Here is a 26,787-nt window from a genome sequence, read left to right as displayed (position 1 = left end):
TTGAATTTTTACCGTTACGTGCTACACTAAAAAGAAGAGTGACTACTCATTTTCTAAAAATTGTAAAAAAGAAAGCAGGTGTATTATGGCTATCACAATTCTTGCAGATAGTGCGTGTGATTTGCCATTGTCTTTCTATAAGGAAAACAATGTATCATTGATCCCTTTACAAGTTCATCTTGATGGGAAAAATTATGAAGATTTACTTACCATTAATTCTCATGAAGTCTTTCAGGCGATGATTGACGGAAAATCTCCGAAAACATCGCAAACTTCTCCAGAATACCTCATAGATCTTTTCACACAGTTTGCCTTGGAGAAAAAACAAGGGATTTATATAGCCTTCTCCTCCGAGTTATCCGGAACGTATCAAACGGCAGTGATGATTCATAATCAGGTGAAAGAAGAGTACCCAGACCTTGACATTGAAATCGTCAATACGAAATGCGCTTCAATGGGTGTCGGTTTAATCGTAAAGAAAGCAGCAGAACTAGCAGCAAACGGTGCCTCTAAAGAAGAAATTCTTGCTGACATCGATTTTTACACTAAGCATATGGAGCATTTATTCACTGTAGATAATCTTGAATATTTAGCTCGTGGCGGCCGCATCTCCAAAACTTCTGCCCTTGTTGGCGGATTATTAAACATTAAACCGTTATTACATGTAGAAGATGGGAAGCTTGTGCCACTTGAAAAGATACGTGGTAAAAAGAAATTGATTAAACGTGTAATCGAATTAATGCATGAAAGAGGCAAAAATTTAACAACCCAAACGATTGCCATCAGTCATGGAGATGATGAAGAAACGGCATTGGAGTGGAAAGAAGCCATCCAAAATGAATTCGGGACAACGGATTTCATCATCCATACTATCGGCTCGGTCATCGGTGCACATGCCGGTCCTGGTACAATTGCCCTCTTCTTCCTAAACGATACCCCTGAGAAATCATAAACATACATACTCCCTTCCATAATTGTGAACAATACATATTGATCATGATTTTGGAAGGGAGTTTTTATTATGTCAAAAACAAAAGATAACAATAAAAGACCAAAAGATAACCAAGCGATAAATGCTGAAAAAAATATCGCTTATCAGGAAAACCTCGCTGCAGGTAAACACTCCTATTCGAAGAAAACGGATCATCAATGAAGCTTGGGGCTTGCCCCCTTGCTTGTTTAATAGGCAGTCCCCGATTTAACATAAGGCCTATATGGTTGTCTTCCTTTCACACTTTCTCTATAATAAAGGAAATAAAACCTGCTGGAGGTAAGTGATGGCAAAGGAAAATTCATTTGATATTGTATCCAAAGTAGACTTCTCAGAAGTAACGAATGCAGTTACGATGGCTATGAAGGAAATTCAGACCCGCTATGATTTTAAAGGGAGCATAAGCAGCATCACCATTGAAAAGGAAGACCTCATTTTAGTATCTGACGATGAATATAAGCTCGAGCAGTTGAAGGATGTTCTCATCAGCAAACTCATTAAACGGGACGTACCAATCAAGAATCTGGACTATGGTAAATTAGAAGGAGCTTCTGGCGGAACCGTCCGCCAACGGGCAAAGCTAATTCAAGGCATTGATAAAGAACAAGCAAAAAAAATAAATACCATCATTAAAAATAGTGGTCTTAAAGTGAAAAGCCAAATTCAAGATGATCAAATCCGTGTTACCGGAAAAAACCGCGATGATTTGCAAGGAATCATATCCGCAATCCGTGGCGCAGACCTTTCCATTGATGTACAATTCTTAAATTACCGCTAAGTAAGAAGGCCTCACCTGCTTTGGGTGGGCCTTTTTTATATGTAGTTGCAGCTACGGCATTACCTTCTTACCTCAAATGAATCTCCTTCATCGAACATGGTAAGACTATTCATGTTCCCTCAATTAATCATTCGAAATTTTCTCAAAGAAGGTTAATTTTCCCATGTTTTCATTTACCAAAAAGAAGGAATAGAAAAAGCGTAGATAATTAAACAGGAGGCGTTTTAATCTTGACTACTCAAAACCAAAACCAGAACAAACAAGGTTTTCCACCTCAACATCAACAGCATCAACCTGGAGTGGAAACAAAAATGGAACCGAACCCTGATTCAGTTAAAGCAACCTACAAAGGAAGTGGCAAACTAAAAGGTAAAACGGCAATCATAACAGGAGGAGATAGCGGAATCGGTAAATCGGTTGCGATTTATTACGCAAAAGAAGGAGCGAATGTGACAGTTGCTTACTTGGATGAACACGAGGATGCCAAAGCGACAAAAGAATTGATTGAAAAAGAAGGCCAGAAATGTTTACTCATTTCCGGGGATATCGGTAATGAAGCCTTCTGTCAGGATGTCGTCAAAAAAACGGTTGATGAATTCGGCGGGTTGGACATTCTAGTCAACAACGCCGGAGAACAGCATGTACAGACAAGTATCCTTGACATTTCAGCTGAACAATTGGAAAAAACGTTCCGCACGAATATTTTTTCGATGTTCCACTTAACCAAAGCTGCATTGAAGCACCTTAAAAAAGGAAGCAGCATCATTAATACAACCTCTATCACAGCCTATCAGGGCAACCCGAAACTAATCGATTACTCTTCAACAAAAGGAGCAATACTGGCATTTACGAGAGCTCTTTCAAACTCCATTTCAAAAGATGGAATCAGAGTGAACGGTGTTGCGCCAGGCCCAATCTGGACACCATTGATTCCTGCCTCATTCGGCGAAGAGGATGTTGCCAAATTCGGACAAAATACTCCAATGGGCCGCGCAGGGCAGCCAGAGGAATTAGCACCGGCCTATGTTTATTTGGCAAGTGATGATTCATCCTATGTCAGTGGACAAGTCATCCATGTAAATGGCGGTACCGTTGTAAACGGATAAAAATGAACGAAAAAAGCAGTGGATTTCGAATATTGAAATCCACTGCTTTTCTTTTTCTATTGACGGTTAACACGGAAATATAATAAGAAGTATGGTAAGGGGTGCAGGCCTCGAACGAATGATTCTCATTCAAAAGATTCAGACTACAATTCCAGCAAAAAATCATTACTTTTCATGCAATGCCCTTTCGATTAATAAGACATGGCCATCGACCCTTGCTTGATGGATCTGCAAGAATGTCTTTCCACGAAATGATGCGGAATGATTGACCCAGAAGGAGTATCCCCAGTTTGCAGCATCTGAATGATTCCCTTAGCGGCCTGATATCCTAAATCGAAGATATTAATATCAACTGAAGTCAGGGCAGGTAATGATAGTTCAGAGAAAAGAACATTATTGAAGCTGACGATGGACATTTCTTCGGGAGTGCGTACACCCATTTCGCGAAGAGAATGCACGATGCCAAGAGCCATAAGATCATCACTGACCACCAATGCGGTTGGTGGTTCATCGATGGTTAGTAATCTTTTCGCAGCTGCTTGTCCGCCTTCATGCAGAAGGTCTTCGTGCAAGATGTATTCACTTCTAGGAGCGATTCCTACCCTTTTTAATGCACGTTCGAATCCTAATAAGCGATCAAGTGTCATAACAAGGGTTACATCGCCGCCGATGAATCCAATCCTTTCGTGCCCTAGCTGAATGAGGTAATCCGTTGCTTGTTCGGCTGCCAGAACATTATCATTATCGACATATGTTATCTCCTCGATAAAATCATAGGGTTTTCCAATGATGACAAAAGGAAAATCCCTTGCTCTCAAATAGGTAAGAATTTGATCGTTCATCCTTGAATACATCAGGATTATGCCATCAACCATCCCCCCCTGCACCATATTGACGACCCCTTCGTAGATTTCATCTTCTGTTTTTCCCGTGCCCAGCAATAGTGAATAGTGGTTTTCCTGAGCCCCTTCACTAAGACCTTGGAGAATTGTAGGAAAAAAAGGATTTTGATAATAATCATTTGACGAACTTGGAAGAACCAAGCCAATGATCCTTGTTGACTGATTAGCAAGACTGCGTGCGATGAAATTCGGGTGGTAACCTAATTTTTCCATAGCCTTACGCACTCGTACCTTTGTTTTTTCACTTATCCGAGGATTATTTGCAATCACTCGAGAAACTGTCGAAGGAGCAACTTTCGCCAGCTGTGCCACATCTTTTATCGTGATGGCCATGCACTTCCCCTCTCCCTTCTTTAGCCTTTATTGACTTCATTCATAATAAAGTGAATACCAATAAACACTTCTCTAATAAATTTTATATTTATACATTTGTACGTATTCATAATACACTCAGTTCAATAGTTATATCCATACTTTTTTTAATGTTTGTTGAATTTTTCAGAAAATACATACTTTTCCGTTTTTTTGTCTCTTTTTTTTAAAATCAAAAAGAAGCTGATGTTGGATCAGCTTCTAAAAAAACGGAAGGTCTATTGGGAATAAAGAAGTCAGACGACTAACTACATAGGTTTTTCGCTAATTTCCAATCAAATCCATAGAAGTGGTTTACAGATCAATAACGATAAATCCTCGTTTCATATGGACGTAAATCAATAAGGGAGCCCTCAGGACACTCCTTATAATTCGCTAGCAAAAGTTCCATTCCCCCCCAATAGGAAAGGTCGATTTGGTGGTGATTCACACTAAAGTTACACACTACCATCACTGAATTTTCATTCATATTTCTTGTATAAATATAAAGTTCAGGGTGATCTTCCCATAATAATTCATATTCCCCATATACAAGGACCTGATGTTTTTTTCGAAGTTCAATCATCTTTTTATAAAAATGATAAATGGATGACGGGTCATTCTTCTGCTGTTCAACATTAATGGCCCGGTAATTGGAATTAACCTTCATCCAAGGCGTTCCGTTTGTGAATCCACTATTTTCCTTTTCATTCCATTGCATGGGTGTTCGTGAATTATCACGGCCGCTATGCCATATTATGTGCATAATCTCATCATGTGGACGACCTTTGGAAGTCTCAATCCGGTAAAAGTTTTTCATTCCAACATCATCATAATCATCAATTGAATCAAATTGGACATTCGTCATACCTATTTCCTGACCTTGATAAATAAAAGGTGTCCCTTGCATGAAAAAATATAAAGCCCCAATCATTTTTGCGCTTTCCAACCAATATTGATGATCATTTCCCCAGGTGGATACACTTCTCGGCTGGTCATGATTTTCAAAAAACAAAGCATTCCACCCTTTGTTTTTCAGTCCCTTTTGCCATTTGGTCATTGTGCGCTTTAACCCCTGAACATCAACATCGTGATTCTGTCCCCTATTCCAAAGCCCAAGATGTTCAAATTGAAATATCATATTGAACTTCCCATTCGTTTCCCCGACCCATTCTTCCGCCTGCTCAATCCGGACGCCATTGGCCTCACCGACCGTCATGATATCATACTTAGAGAAAGTCTCTTCTTTTAATTCCTGAAGGTAATCCAGAATCCCATCCTGATTGGTGTGCATTTCAAACGCAGGTACATACTGATGCCAATAAGGATTGGGCATATCCGGCAGGCCTTCACGCTTATGAATATGCGTGATCGCATCAATCCGGAAGCCATCGATTCCCTTATCGAGCCACCAATTGACCATTTCATATAATGCCTGTCGCACATCAGTATTTTTCCAGTTTAAGTCTGGCTGCTTTTCGGCAAATAAATGTAAATAGGATTGATTGGTCCTTTCATCGAATTTCCAGGCACTTCCGGAAAAGATACTTTCCCAATTATTAGGCTCACGACCGTCCTGCCCATCCCTCCATATATACCAATCCCGTTTCGGATTATCGCGGGACGAACGTGACTCGACGAACCAGGGGTGCTCATCACTTGTATGATTCAGAACAAGATCGAGTATCACCTTCATCCCACGTCCGTGAACATCCTTCAATAACAGATCAATATCTTCGATCGAACCGAATTCATCTGAAACTGCTTGATAATCACTAATGTCATAGCCATTATCAGCATTGGGTGACTTATAAAATGGACAAATCCAAATAACGTCTATCCCTAAATCCTGCAGATAGTCAAGCTTTGAAATCAATCCTTTTATATCCCCAACTCCATCACCATTACTATCCATGAAGCTGCGCGGGTATATTTGATAGCAAACCGCTTCTTTCCACCAGGTCTTATTCATGCTATAACCTCCCGATCCTGTTTTCCACAAAGCCTTAGGGACAATGTTTGGCGGCTACCGACAATCGAGAGGTATATGATTATTTTGGTTGGTTCCGTTTGGAACGCTTAATAACCAAAGCAATGAATATACCAAAAATAAGAAGAACCAATCCTATAACTAACAGGTAAGGAATATTAATAATCGACTTAGGTGACAGCGTGTAGACTTCTGTCGTCTCCCTGTCGATTACGATAGAGTAGCTGTTGTCCTTACTGCGGACCAGATCTCCATTCAGCATACCTCTCAACTCTTTATTCTTTTCAAGTTCTTTATCAGTAAGATTAATCGTTTGGGTTTCAGTCGTATTGTTCATCGTGACGACAATCGTTTCATCACCATAAACACGCTTGAATACCGAAGTTCCGCCTTTCTCATATAAAAGCTCCACATCCCCTTTTGTCAAAGCTGGGTACATGTCTCTAAGATCTGAGAGCTTTGTAATATATTCCACCAATTCCTGTTCTGTCTTAAAATTCATCAATTTATGATTATCCGGGGCAATGTCGCCATTTAATGCAATTTCCGATCCATAAAATACGATTGGCACTCCCGGCATCGTATAAAGATATGACAACGCCATCTTCCATCTGGAACCTGGGTTTTCATTATGATCGGCTGCATCCTTTGTAAAACGGGGCATACCTTGAGTGTCCATGAACAATGCCTGAGGAGTACTTCCTCCAAATTCATCTTCACTCTTCGTAAACGCTTTAAAAACTGGCTTCAATTCTTTATCGGGAGCAGCAAACGCTTTCCGTAACTCCACATTTTGTGGATAAGCCATAAATGCACCGATCCCTGTCTCCTTGTAGCTTGATATCAATTCGGCATCCCCTTGAACATCGCCTATTGTATAAAAATTTGATTTTTCAGATTTGACTGCATCCACGAATTCCTTCCAAAAATCTTTTGCTACGTATTGGACTTTATTTAAACGGTATCCATCAATATTCGTTTCAGTTATCCACCATTTGGCAGCATCAAGTATATATGCCCGGGTTTCCTCATTGTCTTGATTCAAATCCGGAAGTCCATCGACCCAGCCTGTTTCCAAATCCTTTTGATTAGCGTCCTTGGAAATCTTTTTTTCTTCATGGAACCAATTCTCTTTATCATGATCGTTCAGCCAAGATGAATTAGGTCCCACATTATTGGCTTGAAAATCAATGATCACTTTCATATCGCGATTATGTGCCTCTTTCACGAGTTTTTTAAATTCTTTAATCGTGCCATAGTGTTTATCTGTCTTATAAAAATCGGTCACCCAATCCCCATGATAGCCATTATCTTCATTTGCAAAAATCGGTGAAAGGATGATAGCGGTATAACCCATATCTTTTAAATAATCTAGTTTCTTCGTGACACCTTCAAAATCCCCACCATTAAACGCAGAAGGGTCATTCACATCCGCGTCTCCATTATTGTGTATATTGCCATCGAAAAATCGGTCGACCAATAATGAATATACGATTTCGTCCTTCCAAGTTCGTTGTTCTTTTTCAGCTGCTCCTACTGGAATGGCGTAAAAAAGAAGCAACGGAATTAAAGCGAGTGATAACACTCTTTTTCTCATATCCGCTCTCCTCCTAGCTATCTCTTTACGCCTTTAAGATTAGCCTTTTGCCCCCTTAAGGTCAAATCCAAATTATAAAAAACTTTACACTAAAGGGACAAATTGGAGATATCGGTGGCCGTTAATGAAATGGAAAAAACAAAACGCGATTAAAGATCTTTTTTTATCGTCTTCACCGCTTTATCCAATGCCCTTTTCGGGTTTGCTTTTTCAGTGGAGATCTCATCCATGGCAGAATTCATCGGTCCCCATACTTTATTCATTTCCGGAATATTCGGCACTGGTTCAGCGTATTGTAATTGTATGCTTAGGGCTTGTGCATTTTCATTTTCATTGAAGGCTGCATTGTGTTTGATTGATTTATTTGGAGGGATTTCCCCTGTTTTTTCATAGCGCTGCATAGCATGATCGTCGTTTGTCATATATTCCACTAACTTGGTGGACCAGTATGGGTGTTTTGTGAACGCTGTTACATGCCAGCCTTTGATTTCCAGTAACGTTTTCATCGGCTGACCATTAGATAATTCAGGCAGTGGGGCAATTCCTATATCCGTTCTCTCGGAAAACGAGTTACCGTCACTTAAGAAAGAAGCCAAATTCCCTTGACTAAACATCTTTTCGATCGCTGACTTGTCGCCTGTTGGAATCAAATCCGCTTGATACCATTTTTGGATGTACGTTGCCCCTTTTATTGCACTCTCATTATTTAAACCAATGTCCGAAGGGTCTAGATTTCCATTCTTATCTCTAAATATATAACCTCCCATTCCAGCCATGACTCCATAAGCATCATGAAAATCATTCCATTTGGCATAGTAACCATACATTTTTCCTTTTCTTAATTTCTTTGCCATTTCATAAAGATCATTCATAGTTTCAGGAGCTTTAGCCATTAACTTTTTATTGTAGATAAAAACGGATGTGTTTACGGATTTCGGCAATCCAAATACCTTATCTTGATACATTTCCCCCCTGATTGAGGATTCACTGAAGGCATTTAATACATCATCATTCACCTTCACTTCCTGAATCAGACCTTCTTTCACGATTTGCCCAACTTTTTCATGAGAAAAAGTTACGACATCCGGGGCCTTTCCGTTTCCGATTGGTCCATCCCGACGAAGTCGATCATACATCTCGTTAGCTAATTCTAACTCTTCATACTCGACTTTGATTCCATATTTTTTTTCAAATGATTCAATCACAGGTTTAAGGGCCTCTGCTTTACCTTTTTCCTCCCAAATGATTAATTTTTCCGGCTTCGCTTCATGGCTAGCTTCATTGTCGACTTTCTTATTTTCCTTTACGACTTTATTTTCCAAATCCGAACTGGATCCACAAGCACTTACAATAATAATCAGGAACATGGACATGAACAAATGAAAAATCAGCTTCTTCACTTTCATTCTCCTTTTTAAAATGTTTATTCTATCATGTCCAAAAGCAGTAAATTGTTTTCAATACTGTTTGTCAGTTCAGGAAAACAAATAAATCCGCATTCATGAAAGCGATACCAAAGCTATTGTTATCATTATATGAGCGCCTTTGGTTTTTACAACATTTTCCTCAACGTATTTATTTCCTTGTAGTGAGGAATACTTTTTGTTATTTTTTAGTTAATAGGTGCTTCCTTCAATAAGAATTGGGTATATAACCATATTGAAAAAAACAGTTAATCCAGGCTAATTTCAACTACATAGAGAACTCTCCCCAAAAAACAGCCTGAAGTTCCCTTTTTCAATTTCACTTCCCCAAAATACACTTATAGAATTGGAGTGGTTTTTAATGGAATTTTCATCCATACACCATAGACCTAATGACAATTACGCCTATACCATCAACAACGAAACCCTACATATCAGACTTCGCACGAAAAAACAAGATATCTCATCAGCCGGATTGATTTTTGGGGATCCATACATATCAGATAATGGACAATGGCAGTATGAGGAACAACCGATGAGTTTATCCGGCAGTGATATCCATTATGATTATTGGCATATTTATGTGAAGCCTCCCTACCGAAGAATTCGATATGGGTTCAAAGTCATTTCAGAAAATGAAAGTGCCATTTACACGGAAAAAGGCTTTTTTAAAGAACCTCCAAGAGATCCCGGGAGCTATTTCGCCATCCCTTATCTTCATCAAAACGAAGTATTCGGAGCACCCGAATGGGTCAAAGATACAATTTGGTATCAAATTTTTCCCGAACGATTTGCGAATGGGAACCCTGACAACGATCCAGAAGGTACAAAACCTTGGGGTAGTGAAGAACCGACCGTAGATAATTTTTTTGGCGGGGACTTCGAAGGAATCATTGAACATTTAGATTATTTAGAAGGGCTTGGCATTAACGGGATCTATTTTACGCCAATCTTCCATGCTTACTCTAACCACAAATACGATACGATTGATTATCGGGAAATTGATCCGCAATTCGGGTCAAAGGAAACATTGAAAGCACTAATAAATGAATGCCATAAACGGAATATCCGCGTCATGCTGGATGCCGTATTTAACCATAGCGGCTTCTATTTCCCCCCTTTTCAGGATTTACTCGAAAAAGGAGAGAATTCGAAATATAAGGATTGGTTCCATCCACACAGCTTTCCTCTAAAAGGAGGGGAAAGGCCAAATTATGAAACATTCGGTTTCTTTGAATCGATGCCAAAATTGAATACAGCAAATCCAGAGGTGAAGGAATATCTGCTCGAAGTCTCAGCCTATTGGATCAAGGAGTTCGATATAGATGCCTGGCGATTGGATGTGGCCAATGAAGTCGACCAACCATTCTGGCGTGAATTTAGAACGACGGTTAAAAACTTAAAGCCTGATCTTTATATTCTTGGTGAAATTTGGCATGATTCTATGACATGGCTTCGCGGCGATCAGTTTGATGCCGTCATGAATTATCCTTTTACCAACCAAGTATTTCGCCTGGTCGCTTCACAAACCATTAATGCCCGCACGTTTATCGAAGAAATGACAGCCATTTACCAAAGTTACCCGACTAATGTTTTTGACGTGACGTTCAACCTTCTCGGAAGCCATGATACCCCCCGGATTTTCACGGATTGTGGGGAAGATCTAGCTCGGGCCAAGCTCATCCATGCAATCCTCTTGACTTTCAATGGCAGTCCCTGTATTTACTATGGAGATGAAATCGGCTTGACCGGAGGCATGGATCCAGGGTGCCGAAAATGCATGGTCTGGGCTGAAGAAAAACAAAATACCGAGCTTTTCAATGAAATTAAAGCATTGATCACATTACGAAAAGAAGAACGATTACTTGCAAATGACGGCAAGTTCAAATTCCTTGATACAGCCGGAAACGAAAGTATCGTTGCCTACCAAAAATATAATGGAGAACGATCTGTCGTGATCCTGATTAATCCGACGGATGTCAAGCAATCCTTCACCCTCCCTTTTGACTTGAAAGGGCGTACACTGACGGATTTAAGAACAAAGGAAACAACGCAGGAAGGCCAATTTGAATTGGATGGCTACCAATATAAAATTATCGCATTCAATCATTGAGAAAAGGAAAACGGGGCAAAGATTTTATCCTGCCCCGTTTTTTTCAATCTATTATCTGGATATCATATTCTTTGAACCACACATGGGTTTGTGCCAAGTTAGCCAGTAACTGAGGACCCGACATCAATTGCCCGAACCACGGCACTTTAAAGGCGGCACCTTTGGAATCAACAATATCCGTTAGCTTCTGTTTATCGAAAAACTCATGCAGGACCGAATTTTTGTCCGTCAGTAAGTCTTTCAACCATCCCTGCACACGGTCTGTATATATAGGGTTATGAGTTTTGGGATATGGACTTTTTTTCCTATACAATACCTCATCCGGTAACAACCCCTCCAACGCTTTCCTCAGTATGCCCTTTTCACGATTGCCCTCCATTTTCATTTCCCAAGGTATGTTCCACGCATATTCCACAAGGCGATGATCGGCAAATGGCACACGGACCTCTAAACTGGCCCCCATACTCATCCGGTCCTTCCGGTCAAGAAGCGTAGTCATGAACCATAATAAATTCACGTAGAAAAGCTCCCGGCGTTTAGCTGCTACACCGTTTTCGCCTTCCAACTTAGGCGTTTCTGCGAGGGTTGTCAAATAGGCTTCCTGCGCGTATTCTTCCAACTTCAATTTCTCACGCCACCCAGATTTCAATAAAGATACCCGCTCCTGGGTCGATCTCATCCAAGGAAACCCAGCACGATTCAAATCATCTTCCCGATGAAACCATGGATAACCGCCGAAAATTTCGTCGGCACACTCACCGGATAGGCCCACGACAAAATCCTGCTTGATTTCCTTACAAAACCAAAGTAATGAAGAGTCGACATCCGCCATGCCGGGGAGGTCTCTGACAAGAACAGCTTCTGTTAAATAATCCGTTAATTGTTCTTGAGTGATAATTGATGAATGGTGTACCGTGTTAAAGGTATCCGACATCTTTTTAATCCAATGCCCATCAGAGTTAGGCTGAAAATCATTTGCCTTAAAATAACGCTCATTGTCTTCATAATCAATCGAATACGTATGAAGCCGCCCTTTCCCTTCTTTTTGATACGCGTTTGCAGCAATGGCCGTAATCGCGCTTGAGTCAAGCCCTCCTGACAAGAAGGTACAGAGAGGAACATCTGATACAAGTTGCCGCGTCACTGCATCTTCGACAAGGAAGCGTACCTTCTCGGCGGTTTCATCAAGGGTATCATGATGTTCTTCACTTTTTACATTCCAATATCTCCAGATTCGGAGGCCTTTCCTTGATAAGGTAAGTGCATGGGCTGGCCTTAATTCCTGGACATTATGAAATACACCTGAACCAGGCTTTCGGGATGGACCAACACCAAAAACTTCAGACAGCCCTTCACGATCAATCTCCGTTTTAACATCCGGATGGGCTAGAATCGACTTCAATTCCGATCCAAAAATGAACCCGCCGTCCCTTTCCGCGTAAAAGAATGGCTTTACGCCCATCCGATCCCTTCCAACGAATAATTTCTGCTCCTTTTCATCCCAAATCGCAAACGCAAAAATCCCATTTAACAGGTCTACGCATTTTTCTTTCCATTCTATATAAGAAGTTAGTAAAACTTCTGTATCAGAATGACCGTTAAAGGAATATCCTTTTAATAATAGCTGTTTACGAATATCCTCGGTGTTATATAGCTCTCCATTATAACAAAGTGTATATCTGCCGTTTTTGTGATTTTTCGTCATCGGCTGTTTTCCGCCTTCCGCATCGACAACCGTTAACCGTTTATGACCAAAGGCAACATGGGCTTCGCTCCAAACATTATCTTCGTCTGGACCCCGCTTTGCCAACGTTTTCGTCATGTTTTCTAGTGTTTTCGTTTCTGCCCGTAAATCTTTTTGAAAATGCACCCAGCCTGTTATCCCACACATTTTACACTTCATCCTTTCTATCGGGACTATTAAAAAAATTGGCTCCCTGTCTTAAAAAGATTTACCGTCCCTCATTTCTAATTCGAAGACCATTGCAAAAAAAAAGTTAAGTATTGATCAGTATCATTCCGTAAGAACCCCTGCCCATCAGCGCCCGACGTTGATAATGAATTGTTGAGCAAAGAATCCCGTGTTAAACATAGCCTATGCAAAGACGGAAAGATGGTTATTTGTCCATAATATTTTAAAATATACAGTTATATTTTCATTGTATTTTGACTAAAAAGTAGGTGAGGATTCCACTATTGGAGGTATATGTATGAGTCAGCAACAACGAACCAAGTTAATGAATAGACAAACGAGAGCTTTTACCGAAGGAACAGTGGAAAATATCAATCAACAATGGATTTTTTTCGATGATGAAACCGATGAGGCATGCTCCATTGAAGACCATGTTGATGGCATCATTGAAATTTATAGGGGTGGGCGCTGGCAGCAAGGAGTAGTAGAAGAAGAGGGAAAAATCCTGCTTCACCGGGAAATCACCTTCTTAAGGGAAAATGAGCCCATTCGGATCCGCAAAAAACTGCTCTACTCTTTTGAACGATTATTGGAAGAATTGAACGACGATTCCTTTTTCCAATTTGTAACGACCTTGAATTCGCTTGATTTTTCTATTTATGATTGTATATATAGCTATAACCAGCTCACTTTTTTAAGAGCCGTCCCCAATCAGTCCGGCGTGAACTTCTTCACCTTTGATAACGAGAACCAAATATGTCTCGTTCAGCACCATTTTTCTTATGGAAAAAAGGATCACGATCGTTTTGAATTCACCCTGAACACTGGAAAAAGGATCGTCATTGAAAAAGTGAATTCACAATAGCCTATTGAAAAAGCGGGTAAATGAGATATCCTCATTTACCCGCTTTTCATTTCTTTATTTAAAAATGTACAATCCCTGTGGCAGGGATAATCCTAAATAAAGGACGAATACAAACGCAACGATGAACAATATCCACATGGCACTTGTGCTTTTTCCTTTTTTCGTACGGACCAACACCATTTCCATCGCGGCAATCACGATGATACCAACAATCATTTTTACTGCGTAAGCACCAAAATCCGTAATCAGCATTCCGCCAGTAATGAAAATCAATAGATAGAATAAGCGCGTTATCATATGTAGTATTTTCGCTTTTGGATTTCCACTTTTAAGCATCGAATATGTGACAAAGAAAAGAATGATTCCGATAACCCAAACTGTAATATGCAAGTGTGTAGTCATTTATTTGCCCCCTCGTTCAGTTTCCCTCTCATCATATCATAGGCTTTTACAAAAAAACAAAACTAAGGTGTATCCTCTTAAGGTAAAATCAACAATTTAATGAACACCATTTACATTTCTTCTCAACTAGTCCTCACCTTCGCATATCTGGCTTTTTACCATATGTAACAAAACGCCATACATATTCAATCGGTCCGTATTTATATACGCTCAGCCACAATAAGGAAAGCAGAACTTGCAGGCAAAACAAAGCAATAAGGAATACAAACCCTGACGTGTAAGAGACTGATCCATATAATCCAAGTCCATATGAGTAAAAAATGGACGTACATATAATGGATTGGAATAAGTAATTACTCATCGACATCCTTCCAATACACGAAAGGGGTTGGAACAGACCGAAAGCTCCAGTCTTTTCAGTCAGAAGGGTAATGGCCGTAATATAAAACATCGTCAGTAATGGTCCGCCAAAATAATCCTGAACGAATATGGTGCCAAAATGGTAGACTGTCACATATGGAAGAATCTTGAACGACAAGCCAAATAGCAAGCTTACGATCATTACCGCTTTCATTTGACGCTTATACTGAATTGGATTTTGGAGAAATCCTTGCTTTGCAACGCCAGCCCCAATTAAAAAAAACGGAAAAATCGATAAAAAAAGGATGATGCCATTAAAGGGATTATTCACCATATACCAATCTATCGCTCTTTGATTCATTATTTCCGTAAATGTACCAGATTGATAAATTTCCAACGACTGTTTCATCATCTTCGAATCAGTCGTTATCGCCACCCCTTCGCTATCAAAAATGCCCATTATAAGAAATAGTGAACCCAATATTGCAAAAGGCAGGACATAACAAAATGAGCCTAGAAGAATTAAATTCCTACCCTTCATCTTATAAAACAACAAGAATGCAAACCCAAATATAGCATAATTAATAAGGATGTCCCCATGCCAGATGAAAAAAGCATGAATGCATCCAATTACCAGTAAAAAACTTAACCTTTTCGTAAACAGTAAAGGAAATGAAATGCCCTTTTCCTCACTCCTTACAGCTAATATGATGGCACCAAAACCGAACAGAAACGCAAATAACGGATAAAAACTGGCTTGTGCAACAACATCACTGACTCTGAACAAAACCCTGTCCCACCCTCCAGACCAGCGTTCTGCACCGTCTATATACAAGAGCGGAGAGTGGAAAGAAGGCATATTCACTAAAAAAATTCCTAAAATGGCTATTCCCCGTAAAACATCGATGCTTACAATCCGTTTACTTTCCTGCAACGGTGCCATCGTGACTTTCATCGGTTCACCTGCTTTCATCCATATTAACGCCGCATTTATACCCTCATGGCATCATCTTTAACCACTGAAGCCGCTTTTTGCTTTTTTATTAGTATGACAAACAAGCTGCCCAATAAGCAAAAGATTCCTGCAAGGAAGAACGCCCATGTATAGGAGTTGAATAGTTTAAAGGTAAGCCCTCCACCGTACGCCGCCACAGCTGCACCCGCCTGATGGGCCGCGAATATCCAACCGTATACAATCCCGCTTTTCTCCACACCAAAAACTTGCCTTGAAATGCTAATGGTTGGAGGCACAGTTGCTATCCAATCCAATCCGTAAAATACAGAGAAGATGATCAATAGGGTGATTGAGCCCTCATTTAGCGCAAAAGGAAGTAAAACGAGGGAAGCCCCTCTTAGTCCGTAATACCAAAACAACAACCAACGGTTATCAAACCGATCGGATAGCCACCCTGATACAGTCGTACCAATCAGATCAAAGATCCCCATGAAAGATAGCAGTGATGCTGCCGTTACAACAGGCAATCCAAAGCTAATGCAGTAAGAAATGAAATGGGTCCCGATCAACCCGCTCGTTGAAAGTCCGCATATAAAAAAGCTTCCTGCCAATAACCAGAATTCTTTTACTCTCACTGCTTCAATTAATGATTGAAAAGCCATGGTAATGGGGTTCTTCTTTTGGACTGTAACAGCCTCCTGACTTTCCTCTTCTAATCCATATGGAAGAGTGCCAACTTCTTTCGGATTATTTTTCATGAATAATAGGATGATGGCCAACATGATCAAGCTAAGGACCAAAATTAATCCAATCGCCCATCGCCACGAGTGATTCTCAATGATGATGGCTAAAACCGGAAGTAAAATGAGCTGACCTGTGGCCGTACTTGCCGTCAGTATCCCGACCGCCAGCCCCCTCCTCTTCTCGAACCAACGATTTGCCACATATGGGCTCAATACCGTTAAAAACACTCCAGAACCCAATCCAATGATAATTCCCCAAATTAGAATGAGCTGCCACTCATGCTCCATGAAAAAAGTGAGGAAAATCCCTGCCAATAAAGTTGACATGCCCAATACCATCATTTTCTTTAATCCAAGCACTTCAATTAGAGCTGCCATGAATGGACCGGATAATCCATAAAGAAAAAGGCTTATAGCGAAGGCTAAAGAAATGACGGACCGGTCCCACTCGAACTCATTTTCAAACGGTACGATGAATACTCCTGATGATGACCTAACGATCCCGGCTACAATGATCGAGAAAAATGTAATGATTAATATGACCCAGCTATAATGAAAACGTCTCAATGTCCTTCCCCACCATCCTAATATAAGAAAATATAAATTATAATAATTCAAAATATTTTATAATAGTAACACTTTATCGTTAAACAGGAAGCTTTTTATCGAAAGTATTTTCCTGTAATCATCAAAAAAAGTAAGAATGAATGATCATATCAGCTTCTTATTATTCAGTGATATTCATCACTGGTTATATGACAATATATGATAGGCAGATGAATCACATCAATCATGAGTCCACATACAATACATTAAAACTCCCTTTTGTAGGCCCACCGCCTGTTATCAAAGGGAAAAGCAGAATAAAAAAAGGGTGATTTACTTGCCGGCCATCGTAGGAATCGTTCAAGTCATTGCCGTCGGTAGCAGTGGAACTGTCCATATTGGTGACGTTTTTAAACTTAGTCCATATTCCACTTCTAAAACTTTTGCAGGTGCTGGATCGTTCAATACAGGTGAATCCATATCACTTTATAATGCCTATAGCACCACAAATACAAATGATACAGATGGTGTTGACCAGCCAATGGTCTTAAATCTCTAATGCTTTTCAGAAAGGAGTCAGCATGATCTTCAATATTCACCAGACCATACAAATCAATATGATAAAAATTGAAAGCATCGCCAATTCATCCGTTTTTCAAATAGGAAGTGCCGGAGTGATTAAACCATATTCCACATTAGCCAATACCGGTGGTTTCACTGAACCAGCACCTGCCATTGAAGCTGATGTGATCCCATCATCCAGTTTTGTCCCATTCACAGCTCGTAGTTCATAGGCATTCACCTACACCCAAACTTTTTCATATACTGTCATATATGAAATTATCTTATGGTGAAGGCGAGGTGTTGAGTCGTGAATCAGGATCTATATTCATATTCCATACAAATGCAGCATTTTCTAGAAGCCCAAGATAAGCGGATCATGAAACTTGAACACGAAATCAAACGCCTGACAGATGAACTTGCCGAGCTGAAAAATAAACCGCCAATCCACGTTGATAAAATTGAATATAAATTCGATCAATTAAAAGTCGAATCTCTTGATGGAACGTTGAATATCGGTTTAAATCCCAATGATTTAAATAACATTGATGAATTTGCCGTCAACAAACAACCCGTTCAACCTGCACCAAACCTATTTAAAGGACGGGAAATCGTCGTCCAGGAAATACACAACGATATTCTTTCAGACTTGGAAATTATGATCCATGATACCGAAACACAACTGAAAATATCATTGGAACCTTCTTATCACGACTTCATTAAACAGGACGTAGAACGCCAGCTTCATCAACGAATCATTTTGTATTTCGATACTCTTTCTGCCGCCGAACGTGTACCTCAGCAGCTTGATAACGTCAAGGAAAAGATCAAGGAACAGGTAAAATCCGATATTCAAGCTGCATTGATTCAATTCATTACTCATTCACAAGCCGAGACAGGAGGAAATCCAAATGGAGTTTAATGTAACCAATCACCAGCTTTGTGTAGGTGATATTCATATTACCGGTGTAGCGAGCTCTGCTTTATTTCTCATTGGTGATGTCCAAACGGTCCAACTATCATCTGCATTCGATACCCCGCCGGAATCCCTAATCATCGGGCCATTCGTACCCCTTACTCCAAAAGGATAAAGAAGAACATGTTCTCTAGAATATCAAAAGTAAAATCATTATTATCCGATACGGTCTCATTCAGCTCCACCCTGCAAATAGGGGATACTTCTTATATAGACGGAATTTCCCTTGCATTAGCCGTTCAGAAGAAAAGTGAAACATTCCATTCCGTGGACATTCAATTCGACGACTATGATATCTTTAAGAAACCATTTTATATTCCAAGATTGAATGAACCAGTTCTAACAAGTTTTTCAAATCCGAATCCCTTCATACGTGTCGGCAATATCAATATTATCGGGATATCATCCTCATCCGTGGTTGGTGTGGGAAACGTTGGGCATGCACGTATGGAATCAAGGGTGAAACATATTCGGGAGGTTCCTAAAAGAGACACCGATTGAGGATTCAACCAACAACGATTAATTTTAAAAGGAGGAGATCATATGCCAGCCATTATTGGCCCAATTCAAATATTTAATGTAGGAGAAGGAAACCTGTTATTCGGTGATTGCGCCGTCATTTCCCCTAAGTCTTCCTCCAAATCAGTCTCCGGTTCAGGTTCAGGGAACACAGCTGCGATCGTGTTTACAGCCAGCGGTCTGAATGGAAGCAATGTCATTGATGTCAATGGGGTCGATCAACCCATTGCAGGGAATAATTAAAACAAAGAAAAGGCCTCCCACTTCATCCCAGGGAGGCTTTTTTCTTTGTCCTATTTTACTAGCATGATAAATACTTGGGCAAAAAAAGTCTCTTACACTTCCAATAAATGCGATCCGTCAAAGAAAAATAAATAACGGCTGGTTACTTTCTTATTCAATATCCCTTCGACAGCCCTCGTATAAAGCTGGAGCTGCACCCGGTATCGATCGGCAAGAATCTCTTTAGCCCCATCATAACCGCTAGCAAAACGGCCGGTAATTGTATCCGTTTTATAATCCAGAAGCACAAGACCTTGTTCATCCTCAAAAATACAATCAATCACACCCTGGATAAGGATTTCCTCTTCGCCAGTTGTCCAATCGCTGTAAGCTTCGTTTGCTGGCAACGACATCGTAAATGGCACTTCACGGCGAATACTCAGGGCCTTTTGCATTCTTTGGCCGATTTCACTTTCAAAGAAATCGACGATCGTTTCCGGATTCACAGCTTCTTTCTGTTCCTCCGTCAACAACTCACGCTGAATCAAGTCAACCATCAACGTCTGAATCGATTGAATGGAAATAACTTTGGATAGATCGATATGCTGCATGACTAGATGTGTAATCGTACCCCTTTCAGCAGGAGTTAGTGATTTTTCTTGCATGAATGTTGGACGCTTCGTAATAGGACGCTTGAATTTACGTAACAACTCTGTGGAACTTTGCTCGTCCCTGAGTTCATATTGACGTTTTAGTTCAGAAACGGATTGCTTGGACCGATGCATGGACGCCTCATGTTCAGGATACTCCCATTCGAGCTGTTCTTTAATATCATCATAAAATTCGGAGACCATTTCGATCTTCTCTGATTTCTGGACATGCTCAAGTATTTGCTCCTGTAATTCTGTCTCTTCCACATCCAGAACGGCAAGCTCTTCACTTGGAATGACAGAAATGGACCAATTCGATGGATGCGACTCCATTTCCAAGCCAAGACCTGCAGCACCAAGAGAATCCCGATGACGTACAAGGGATGGACCAATCCAATCAAGATAGCTTTTTGCACCCGCCCGTACATAGTCCTTTAAAAGCCACTCTCCATGTGCCGCATTACTTGCCCAGTTCTGCTGCGTTTTTTCTGCATCATTGATGCTGGCGATTAAGTAAAGCTTTTCCTTAGCCCTTGTAAGCGCCACGTAGAGGACACGCATCTCTTCCGCGATTAGTTCAAGCTGCTTTTTTTTCTTAAAAGCCAATTGTGGGAGGGATGGATAGGTTATCCGTAATTCGGAATTCACGTACTTGGCAGCAAATCCATAATCCTTATCCAGTAAATATGGCTTTCGTAAATCCATCATATTGAATTGCTTGGAAAGACCGGCAATAAACACGATCGGGAACTCAAGGCCTTTTGATGAGTGAATCGTCATCAGGCGGACTACATCTTCCTGTTCCCCTAATGCCCGAGCTGCTCCTAAATCATCTCCACGTTCCTGCATCCTTTCTATGAAACGCAAGAAACGGAATAGACCTCGGAAGGAACTTGCTTCATATTGCCTTGCCCTGTCATACAACGCTCTTAAATTGGCCTGACGCTGTTTGCCCCCCGGCATCCCTCCTGCAAAATCATAGAACTGCGTTTCACGATATAGAAGCCAGATCAAATCGGATAATGCTTCCTGCCTGGCAAGCTTCCTCCACTTTACTAGTTTTTTATAAAAAGCCGACGCTTTTTCATAAAGCCCTGGATGTTCTTCCGAATCACTCTTTCTATAAAAATCAGCTAATGCTTCGTAATAGCTGCCTGTATGGAATAAACGCACCTGTGACATTTCTTCTTCATCCATCCCGACGATAGGTGAACGGAGAACGGATGCCAAAGGGATATCCTGTTGAGGATTATCAATCACCTTCAATAAGGAAATCATGATCGCCACTTCGGTTGCTTCAAAATACCCTGTCGACAAGTTGGCGTAGACTGGAATCCCCTGCTTTTTAAATTCCTCCATGATTTGCGGTGCCCATGGCATCGAACGAAGAAGAATGACCATATCACGATAAGTGGCAGATCGGTACTTTTGAGTTTTCATATCATATATTCGATGCTTTTCGCTTATAGCCTTTTTAATGAGCTTGGCCATCTGCCTAGCCTCGAGTTGCGCTTTTTCAAGTTCCTCGGCCTCAAACCCGCTATCCGCCCCTTCCGATTCCGAAGTTGCTTCAGGATCGGCTGTTCCATCAATTAAATGGAGCTCGATAGGGTTTGGTTCATCTTCGGGATATGGCGCACCTTTTTTCAATTGGGCGTCTTCATCATAATCAATCTCCCCGACTGTAATCCCCATCAACTGTTGAAACAAGAAATTCGTCCCATCGAGAACTTCCTTACGGCTCCGGAAATTCCGGTTTAAATCAATCTTTAGGCCGGATTCAATCCCATCACGGGTAAAGCGTGTGTACTTTCCAAGGAAGAGATTCGGTTCTGCAAGCCTGAATCGGTAAATGGACTGCTTGACATCGCCCACCATAAAAAGATTCCCACTATATTCGCCATCTGCCGTCACCAGTTTTAAAATGGATTCCTGAACCAGATTCGTATCCTGATACTCATCTACCAGGACCTCTTTGAATTGGTTTCTGTATTCGATAGCAGCAGCTGATGGTTTTCTTTCACCATCCAAGGTTTCCCCTGTCAAAATTTGAAGACAATAATGTTCCAAATCGGCGAAATCCACCAAGTTCTTTTCTGCTTTTGCAGCGAAGAAACGATGATCAAATTGTTTAACAAGCCTTACAAGTGTATCGACATACCCCTTGAGCTCCCTAATATCGCGCAGATAACTTTCCGGTTTACGAGAAAATAACTCTTCCTGCAGCGATTTAATGATTTTCTTTGCCTTATCACGATACTTCGTAGCCTCATCCGCTACTTCTTTAATGAAATCGGCACCAGTAAGGCGTTTCGCCGTTCCAAACTTCACGTTTTGGATTTCTTCATAAAGATCGTTCCAGGAGCGGTCTTTCACTTCCGACAGTTTGGCGACAAGGGCAAGATCAGCTAAATAGTTCTCTGCCCTTGGTGCCGGCCCCCCAGGGACTTTAGTCAAAGTCAGCGAGCGTTCCAATAAATCCCGGGCGGTGTCCAATTGTAAACCAATATCAAATTTCAATGAATCGATAAACGAAAGATCATCAATCCCATCATCATCCGCCAACTCATACATGCTGGCGGCACCATTGAGCCATTGATCCGGATCAGGGTTCGATTGCGAAAAATCATGCAGCGACCGAACAATATTCTGAAGTGCATCATCGTTTCGATCGCTTGTGAAAGCATCAACCAAATTAAAGAACTCTTCATTATCACTTTGACCATACTGTTCCTCAAAAAGTTCCTCCATTACTTCATCACGGAGCAACTGGACCTCTGTAGAATCTGCAATCCGAAAGCCTGGGTCGATTTCCGTCAAATAATAATACTTCCTGATCACCTCTAAACAAAAGGAATGAAGTGTGGATATTGAGGCGCGGTTAATCAGGCTCAACTGCTTGCGCAGATGCTGTGAATGCGGATTATCGCTAATCGCTTTTTCTAATGCCTCACTTATCCTATGGCGCATCTCGGCTGCCGAAGCATTGGTGAATGTAACGACAAGCAGTTCATCCACATCAATTGGCTCTTCTTCTGAAATGACTTTTTGAATGATCCGATTGACCAGCACCGCAGTTTTCCCGGAACCAGCCGCGGCAGCAACCAAAATGTCCTGATCTTTAGCCCATATCGCCTTCCATTGATCTTCCGTCCATGTCACGTCTCCTGGCAGAACAGGAATTTTCGTTTTACTCATCGCTCTCCCCCTCCCCTCTTAATAGATCAAGAACATCATTTTGCTTCTTCTGTGCCAAATTCCTAAATTGATTCTCCTCCAGTGACTGGTCGAATTGGCACACTGATTTAAAGGAACAAAAAGTACACGGCGTTCTTTCCTTTAATTTATACGGCGTTATGTTCACATCGCCATCGACCATTCGATCACCTGCCTCCTGATAAACCCGGCGAACGTGATGATTCAGTAGCGAAAATTCTTCCCTGCTGGCAACTTTGGAAGCCGCTAGAAGCGATCCATCCTTTTTAAAACCAGCTGGAATGATATCCGACTTACCCGAATTTTCAATATCAAGCGAGTTATCCATCATCTGGATGACATTTGAATGATCAAGTACAAGTCCATTCATTTTAAAACTCTTATAAATTTCTTCCTCAATTTTATCCAAACTGAGCATTCCCTTGGATTTGACAACAGGATTATGCACATGAAAATATAAAACACCGGCTGGAATGGCTTCTTTCCCTATTAGCGACTTGGAATGGGTAACGACGATATCAAGGTATGTCAACATTTGCAGCGCAAGTCCATAATACACTTCACTCATGTTCAGTTCCTTTTCACTCGACTTATAATCGAGCACGCGCAAATAGACACCCTCCCCTTCTTCCGCTTTATCCACACGGTCTATCCGTCCGATCAATTCCATCTTCGTACCATTTTTCAATGTGAACGAAAGTGGCGGCAGCTCTCCATTTTTTCCGAAACCGAGTTCTAACCCAACTGGAGCAAAACCGCTCACCTTTGCATGTTCACTCAATACGATTGATGCCCGGCCAATTACATGTTCCAATTTCCTGCGCAAATAGTGATGGCGGTTCGTACTTAATAAAATTTGATTTTGAAGTTTAGGAGCAAGTCTTTCCACGGCAACTCTAGCCAACTCCAAGCATTGTTCCTTTGTCAATGTAGACCAAGGAATATCATGTTCATTTAAATAGTCCGAAATCATTTTCAACGCTCCATGGAACATCTCACCAATATCCGGTGCATCCAATCGGAAAATTTGCCTTTCCCTCAATTTCAAACCATGAGCGGCATAATGGGAAAACGGGCAGCTATTGAACATTTCCATTCTCGAGACACTTGTAAGAATACTCTCGCCATATAATTGCTTACTTGTTTCTTCTGATAATTTCTTCGCTCTATTTTGGTAAAAAAGACTTGATAATACCTTAGTTGCAAAAGGACCGACCACTTCATCCCCTATAATGGCATTATATACATCCCACCATAGTGTATGGATTGGGTAGTTCCTTTTTTTCAGCTGCAATTGGGCAGCCAAATACGATAGGGCCACATCGTAATTGGCCGCGTATTTCACCTGTTCCTCAGCAGACAGATCAGATGGATCGTTCATATAATACACTTCGGAAACGTTAGGCAGTACATCCCTTACCCGTTTTAGGTAGGATGAAGGTAAAAGCGCCTTTCCCTCCTCATCGGCAAGCGGATATGATAAATAAAGCCTCTCAGCAGGTGTAGTAAAAGCTTTGTACGCCGTAAACTCCTCATCAAGGAGGCGCACCTTTGAACTTGGAGCAACATCAAGTCCACCGGCTAACAGCACTTCACGATCACTATCGGAAAAAATACCGTCAGATAAAGCTTTTCCTGGCAAGACCCCCTCATTCAAGCCGATAACAAAAGCTGTCTTCACATCATCAAGTCGGGATAAATCGAGATTAGCGACAAGGACTTGGTCAATTGCCGGCGGTACCAAAGAAAATTCAAGAGACTCCAAACCAGCTTCAATGATTACCGCAAACTGTTTCATGGAAAGCTCTTCTTCGCTTAGCAGTTCAACGAATTGGTCTAACAGATCGACAACCGCATTCCACGTTTGTTCGTGCTCTCTTGCCGAAACCAAATCACCTGCTTCTTCGGCCTCCTGCTTCAGCTTTTCCAATTTTTCCGGTACATGTAATTCTTCAAGATATAGATAAAGGGCTTCGCACAATTCCCTCCCATTATCAGCCTTTTTAACACGTTTTGATAGCTTCAAGATGGGCTCGGTAAATAATTGCTTCATCTCATTCAACTCTTGCTCAAGCTTCATTTCCTTATCGGTTTGGTTCCGTTCCTCCAGTTCCAGCCCTCGGAAGCGCCGGTACGTCCAACGATCTTTGGAAGTCCACCTGCTCCCTTTAATTCCACGGGCCAGCACATAGTTTTCGAGCTTATCCACTTGCTCCCGCATCCTATCGTGATTTTTTTGCAGCGGAAATAAAAGCTCCGTCTTGATTGCTCGAAATACCGGTTCATACCGCCAATAACCATTGATGATCTCCAAAGTGGAACGAATCAGTTCTATCAGAGGATGATTAAGCATGGTCCGTTTGGAATCGACGAACAAGGGAATTTTATAATCCCGAAAAACGGTTTGTAAAATATCAGCGTACGCTTCACCATTACGAACTAAAATCGCTATATCACGGAAACGGTGCTGCTTCTGCCTGACAAGTGTCAAGATATCCCGGGCAACGCCTTCAATTTCAGCTCTGCGATTAACTGCCTGGGCAATCGTTACATCAGGTGACTGCTCAAACGTCCGTGCAGGACGAATGGCAAAATAAGTTTCCAGATGATTCAGCCCCGGACTCGTTACAAACCTTTCCGTTCCTTTTAAAATGCGATCCTCTGAAATTGGGATATCATTTCTCAATCCAGCTTGATAAAGGTGATGATACAGGTTTCCCGTCTGCCTGAACAATTGCAAATCATCCGGGGCATATTGTCTGTAGGGCTGATCTAATGTCAGCGAAACCGTTACACTCTTGCACAGCTTCATCATTTCTTCCACAATCAATAATTCCTGTGGTGTCAAACTATAAAAACCATCGATATAAATATCGGCATTCCTTATATATGAAGACTCTGACATTTTTTCAATAAGTAATGTGAAATAGTCTTCAGAATCTAAATATTTGCCAACCATTTCATCCTCAAAAGCCTGATAGACCAATTCAAGGTCATGCAGTTTATCCTGAATTCCGCTGCCTGCCTCTGAAGTATCGGTCAAATAGTTTTGAATGTCATCCGGTTGGATGCAATACTGCTTGAACTCAGCCAGCATTAGTTCCATCTGTGCAATGAATCCCTGCTTATCAGCAGATCGACGAAACATCTTTAGCTCATCTTTTTTATCATCCATTATTTTCCTTATCAGCATATTGACGCCGACGCTGTCCAAATGTAGCCGGCTCATTCCCCCAGTTTCCTGAAGAACTCGCCAAGCCAGCCTGCTAAAACTGAAAACCTGCGTCCGGATCATTCCCGCAAGACCTGGTGTTTTAACTAATTTATATTCAGATAGAAACGTCATTTGATCAGGAACGAGGTAAATAATTGGATTGCCTTCGGGATCATCTGCCAATTTTGAACGAATTCCGTCCAATATATTCGAAGTTTTCCCTGCACCCGATCTTCCCAGTAAAAAACGGAGTGACATCTCTTTTCCCCCTTATACAACATAATATCTAGATCTATCATACCAGAAATACTTTCGTCTTTTTGACTAGGTTTCTGTTTCCAATTAAGATTTACTTTCTATTATTTTACCGTTTCCCATTAAAAAATACCAATCG

The 26,787-nt window shown here is 41.0% G+C and carries 22 protein-coding genes; 12 read left to right on the top strand and 10 right to left on the bottom strand.

Going from position 1 to position 26,787, the window contains the following annotated elements; all coding sequences use genetic code 11:
- Nucleotides 1-85 precede the first annotated feature (85 nt).
- From LQ203_RS12615 to LQ203_RS12600, 4 genes are all read left to right on the top strand, one after another.
- Nucleotides 86-952, top strand: coding sequence for a DegV family protein (locus tag LQ203_RS12615; protein WP_230158701.1), 867 nt, complete (start codon nt 86-88; stop codon nt 950-952).
- Between the two features lie 69 nt (nt 953-1,021).
- The gene (locus LQ203_RS12610; protein ID WP_230158700.1) at nt 1,022-1,153 is read left to right on the top strand and encodes a DUF3941 domain-containing protein; all 132 of its coding nucleotides are present in this window, start codon (nt 1,022-1,024) and stop codon (nt 1,151-1,153) included.
- 124 nt (nt 1,154-1,277) lie between these two features.
- A complete protein-coding gene (locus tag LQ203_RS12605; protein WP_230158699.1) occupies nt 1,278-1,769 on the top strand; it encodes a YajQ family cyclic di-GMP-binding protein in 492 nt (163 codons plus the stop codon).
- 230 nt (nt 1,770-1,999) lie between these two features.
- Nucleotides 2,000-2,875 carry an SDR family oxidoreductase gene (locus LQ203_RS12600; protein WP_230158697.1) on the top strand — a complete coding sequence of 292 codons (876 nt, stop codon included), beginning with the start codon at nt 2,000-2,002 and terminating at the stop codon, nt 2,873-2,875.
- 191 nt (nt 2,876-3,066) lie between these two features.
- Here LQ203_RS12600 and LQ203_RS12595 read toward each other — a convergent pair whose 3' ends face one another.
- The 4 genes from LQ203_RS12595 to LQ203_RS12580 all read right to left on the bottom strand — a co-directional run bounded on the left by LQ203_RS12595 (nt 3,067) and on the right by LQ203_RS12580 (nt 9,115).
- Nucleotides 3,067-4,110, bottom strand: coding sequence for a LacI family DNA-binding transcriptional regulator (locus LQ203_RS12595; RefSeq protein WP_230158695.1), 1,044 nt, complete (start codon nt 4,108-4,110; stop codon nt 3,067-3,069).
- A 340-nt stretch (nt 4,111-4,450) separates the two neighbouring features.
- Nucleotides 4,451-6,100: an alpha-glucosidase gene (locus tag LQ203_RS12590; RefSeq protein ID WP_230158693.1), complete on the bottom strand. Its 1,650-nt coding sequence runs from the start codon at nt 6,098-6,100 to the stop codon at nt 4,451-4,453.
- Nucleotides 6,101-6,179: 79 nt separating this feature from the next.
- Nucleotides 6,180-7,715 (bottom strand): alpha-amylase family glycosyl hydrolase, encoded by a 1,536-nt coding sequence (locus tag LQ203_RS12585; RefSeq protein ID WP_230158691.1) that lies wholly within the window; start codon nt 7,713-7,715, stop codon nt 6,180-6,182.
- A gap of 149 nt (nt 7,716-7,864) precedes the next feature.
- A complete protein-coding gene (locus LQ203_RS12580; RefSeq protein WP_230158689.1) occupies nt 7,865-9,115 on the bottom strand; it encodes an extracellular solute-binding protein in 1,251 nt (416 codons plus the stop codon).
- 385 nt (nt 9,116-9,500) lie between these two features.
- On the opposite strand from LQ203_RS12580, the gene LQ203_RS12575 reads away from it, so the two are divergent.
- Nucleotides 9,501-11,252 carry a glycoside hydrolase family 13 protein gene (locus LQ203_RS12575; protein ID WP_230158687.1) on the top strand — a complete coding sequence of 584 codons (1,752 nt, stop codon included), beginning with the start codon at nt 9,501-9,503 and terminating at the stop codon, nt 11,250-11,252.
- A 43-nt stretch (nt 11,253-11,295) separates the two neighbouring features.
- Here the strand turns inward: LQ203_RS12575 and asnB are convergent, their stop codons facing one another.
- Complete coding sequence (gene asnB / locus LQ203_RS12570; protein ID WP_230158685.1) at nt 11,296-13,143, bottom strand: asparagine synthase (glutamine-hydrolyzing); 1,848 nt, start codon at nt 13,141-13,143, stop codon at nt 11,296-11,298.
- Nucleotides 13,144-13,462: 319 nt separating this feature from the next.
- Between asnB and LQ203_RS12565 the strand changes: the two genes are divergently transcribed.
- Complete coding sequence (locus tag LQ203_RS12565; protein WP_230158683.1) at nt 13,463-14,029, top strand: DUF2777 domain-containing protein; 567 nt, start codon at nt 13,463-13,465, stop codon at nt 14,027-14,029.
- Between the two features lie 54 nt (nt 14,030-14,083).
- Here LQ203_RS12565 and LQ203_RS12560 read toward each other — a convergent pair whose 3' ends face one another.
- The 3 genes from LQ203_RS12560 to LQ203_RS12550 form a co-directional block, all read right to left on the bottom strand.
- Nucleotides 14,084-14,431: a YisL family protein gene (locus tag LQ203_RS12560; protein ID WP_230158681.1), complete on the bottom strand. Its 348-nt coding sequence runs from the start codon at nt 14,429-14,431 to the stop codon at nt 14,084-14,086.
- A 133-nt stretch (nt 14,432-14,564) separates the two neighbouring features.
- Complete coding sequence (locus tag LQ203_RS12555; protein ID WP_230158678.1) at nt 14,565-15,746, bottom strand: DUF418 domain-containing protein; 1,182 nt, start codon at nt 15,744-15,746, stop codon at nt 14,565-14,567.
- A 35-nt stretch (nt 15,747-15,781) separates the two neighbouring features.
- Nucleotides 15,782-17,056: an MFS transporter gene (locus LQ203_RS12550; RefSeq protein ID WP_230158676.1), complete on the bottom strand. Its 1,275-nt coding sequence runs from the start codon at nt 17,054-17,056 to the stop codon at nt 15,782-15,784.
- A gap of 316 nt (nt 17,057-17,372) precedes the next feature.
- On the opposite strand from LQ203_RS12550, the gene LQ203_RS12545 reads away from it, so the two are divergent.
- The 6 genes from LQ203_RS12545 to LQ203_RS12520 all read left to right on the top strand — a co-directional run bounded on the left by LQ203_RS12545 (nt 17,373) and on the right by LQ203_RS12520 (nt 19,334).
- On the top strand, nt 17,373-17,594 hold the full coding sequence (locus tag LQ203_RS12545; RefSeq protein WP_230158674.1) for a spore germination protein: 222 nt from the start codon (nt 17,373-17,375) through the stop codon (nt 17,592-17,594).
- Between the two features lie 22 nt (nt 17,595-17,616).
- Nucleotides 17,617-17,829: a spore germination protein GerPB gene (locus LQ203_RS12540; RefSeq protein WP_230158672.1), complete on the top strand. Its 213-nt coding sequence runs from the start codon at nt 17,617-17,619 to the stop codon at nt 17,827-17,829.
- A 77-nt stretch (nt 17,830-17,906) separates the two neighbouring features.
- Nucleotides 17,907-18,518, top strand: coding sequence for a spore germination protein GerPC (gene gerPC, locus LQ203_RS12535; protein WP_230158670.1), 612 nt, complete (start codon nt 17,907-17,909; stop codon nt 18,516-18,518).
- Nucleotides 18,508-18,687, top strand: a complete 180-nt coding sequence (locus LQ203_RS12530; protein WP_230158668.1) for a spore gernimation protein GerPD — start codon at nt 18,508-18,510, stop codon at nt 18,685-18,687. The genes gerPC and LQ203_RS12530 overlap by 11 nt, the downstream gene beginning before the upstream one ends.
- An 8-nt stretch (nt 18,688-18,695) precedes the next feature.
- Complete coding sequence (locus LQ203_RS12525) at nt 18,696-19,073, top strand: spore germination protein GerPE (RefSeq protein WP_230158666.1); 378 nt, start codon at nt 18,696-18,698, stop codon at nt 19,071-19,073.
- A gap of 42 nt (nt 19,074-19,115) precedes the next feature.
- On the top strand, nt 19,116-19,334 hold the full coding sequence (locus LQ203_RS12520; RefSeq protein ID WP_230158658.1) for a spore germination protein: 219 nt from the start codon (nt 19,116-19,118) through the stop codon (nt 19,332-19,334).
- Nucleotides 19,335-19,426: 92 nt separating this feature from the next.
- On the opposite strand, the gene addA is transcribed toward LQ203_RS12520, so the two are convergent.
- Both addA and addB read right to left on the bottom strand, forming a co-directional pair.
- Nucleotides 19,427-23,161, bottom strand: a complete 3,735-nt coding sequence (gene addA, locus LQ203_RS12515; protein WP_230158650.1) for a helicase-exonuclease AddAB subunit AddA — start codon at nt 23,159-23,161, stop codon at nt 19,427-19,429.
- Nucleotides 23,154-26,651, bottom strand: a complete 3,498-nt coding sequence (gene addB / locus LQ203_RS12510) for a helicase-exonuclease AddAB subunit AddB (protein ID WP_230158648.1) — start codon at nt 26,649-26,651, stop codon at nt 23,154-23,156. Before addB ends, addA begins: the two co-directional genes overlap by 8 nt.
- Nucleotides 26,652-26,787: the final 136 nt, after the last annotated feature.

Source organism: Peribacillus sp. Bi96, assembly GCF_918698115.1.
GTDB lineage: Bacteria > Bacillota > Bacilli > Bacillales > DSM-1321 > Peribacillus.
This window is presented reverse-complemented; position numbering and strand designations above follow the sequence as displayed.

Excerpts from the sequence above, each read along its gene's own strand:
- LQ203_RS12615 (WP_230158701.1), top strand. The coding sequence starts at position 86 with ATGGCTATCACAATTCTTGCAGATAGTGCGTGTGATTTGCCATTGTCT.
- LQ203_RS12610 (WP_230158700.1), top strand. The coding sequence starts at position 1,022 with ATGTCAAAAACAAAAGATAACAATAAAAGACCAAAAGATAACCAAGCG.
- LQ203_RS12605 (WP_230158699.1), top strand. The coding sequence starts at position 1,278 with ATGGCAAAGGAAAATTCATTTGATATTGTATCCAAAGTAGACTTCTCA.
- LQ203_RS12595 (WP_230158695.1), bottom strand. The coding sequence starts at position 4,110 with ATGGCCATCACGATAAAAGATGTGGCACAGCTGGCGAAAGTTGCTCCT.
- LQ203_RS12590 (WP_230158693.1), bottom strand. The coding sequence starts at position 6,100 with ATGAATAAGACCTGGTGGAAAGAAGCGGTTTGCTATCAAATATACCCG.
- LQ203_RS12585 (WP_230158691.1), bottom strand. The coding sequence starts at position 7,715 with ATGAGAAAAAGAGTGTTATCACTCGCTTTAATTCCGTTGCTTCTTTTT.
- LQ203_RS12575 (WP_230158687.1), top strand. The coding sequence starts at position 9,501 with ATGGAATTTTCATCCATACACCATAGACCTAATGACAATTACGCCTAT.
- asnB (WP_230158685.1), bottom strand. The coding sequence starts at position 13,143 with ATGTGTGGGATAACAGGCTGGGTGCATTTTCAAAAAGATTTACGGGCA.
- LQ203_RS12565 (WP_230158683.1), top strand. The coding sequence starts at position 13,463 with ATGAGTCAGCAACAACGAACCAAGTTAATGAATAGACAAACGAGAGCT.
- LQ203_RS12560 (WP_230158681.1), bottom strand. The coding sequence starts at position 14,431 with ATGACTACACACTTGCATATTACAGTTTGGGTTATCGGAATCATTCTT.
- LQ203_RS12555 (WP_230158678.1), bottom strand. The coding sequence starts at position 15,746 with ATGAAAGTCACGATGGCACCGTTGCAGGAAAGTAAACGGATTGTAAGC.
- LQ203_RS12540 (WP_230158672.1), top strand. The coding sequence starts at position 17,617 with ATGATCTTCAATATTCACCAGACCATACAAATCAATATGATAAAAATT.
- LQ203_RS12530 (WP_230158668.1), top strand. The coding sequence starts at position 18,508 with ATGGAGTTTAATGTAACCAATCACCAGCTTTGTGTAGGTGATATTCAT.
- LQ203_RS12525 (WP_230158666.1), top strand. The coding sequence starts at position 18,696 with ATGTTCTCTAGAATATCAAAAGTAAAATCATTATTATCCGATACGGTC.
- LQ203_RS12520 (WP_230158658.1), top strand. The coding sequence starts at position 19,116 with ATGCCAGCCATTATTGGCCCAATTCAAATATTTAATGTAGGAGAAGGA.
- addA (WP_230158650.1), bottom strand. The coding sequence starts at position 23,161 with ATGAGTAAAACGAAAATTCCTGTTCTGCCAGGAGACGTGACATGGACG.
- addB (WP_230158648.1), bottom strand. The coding sequence starts at position 26,651 with ATGTCACTCCGTTTTTTACTGGGAAGATCGGGTGCAGGGAAAACTTCG.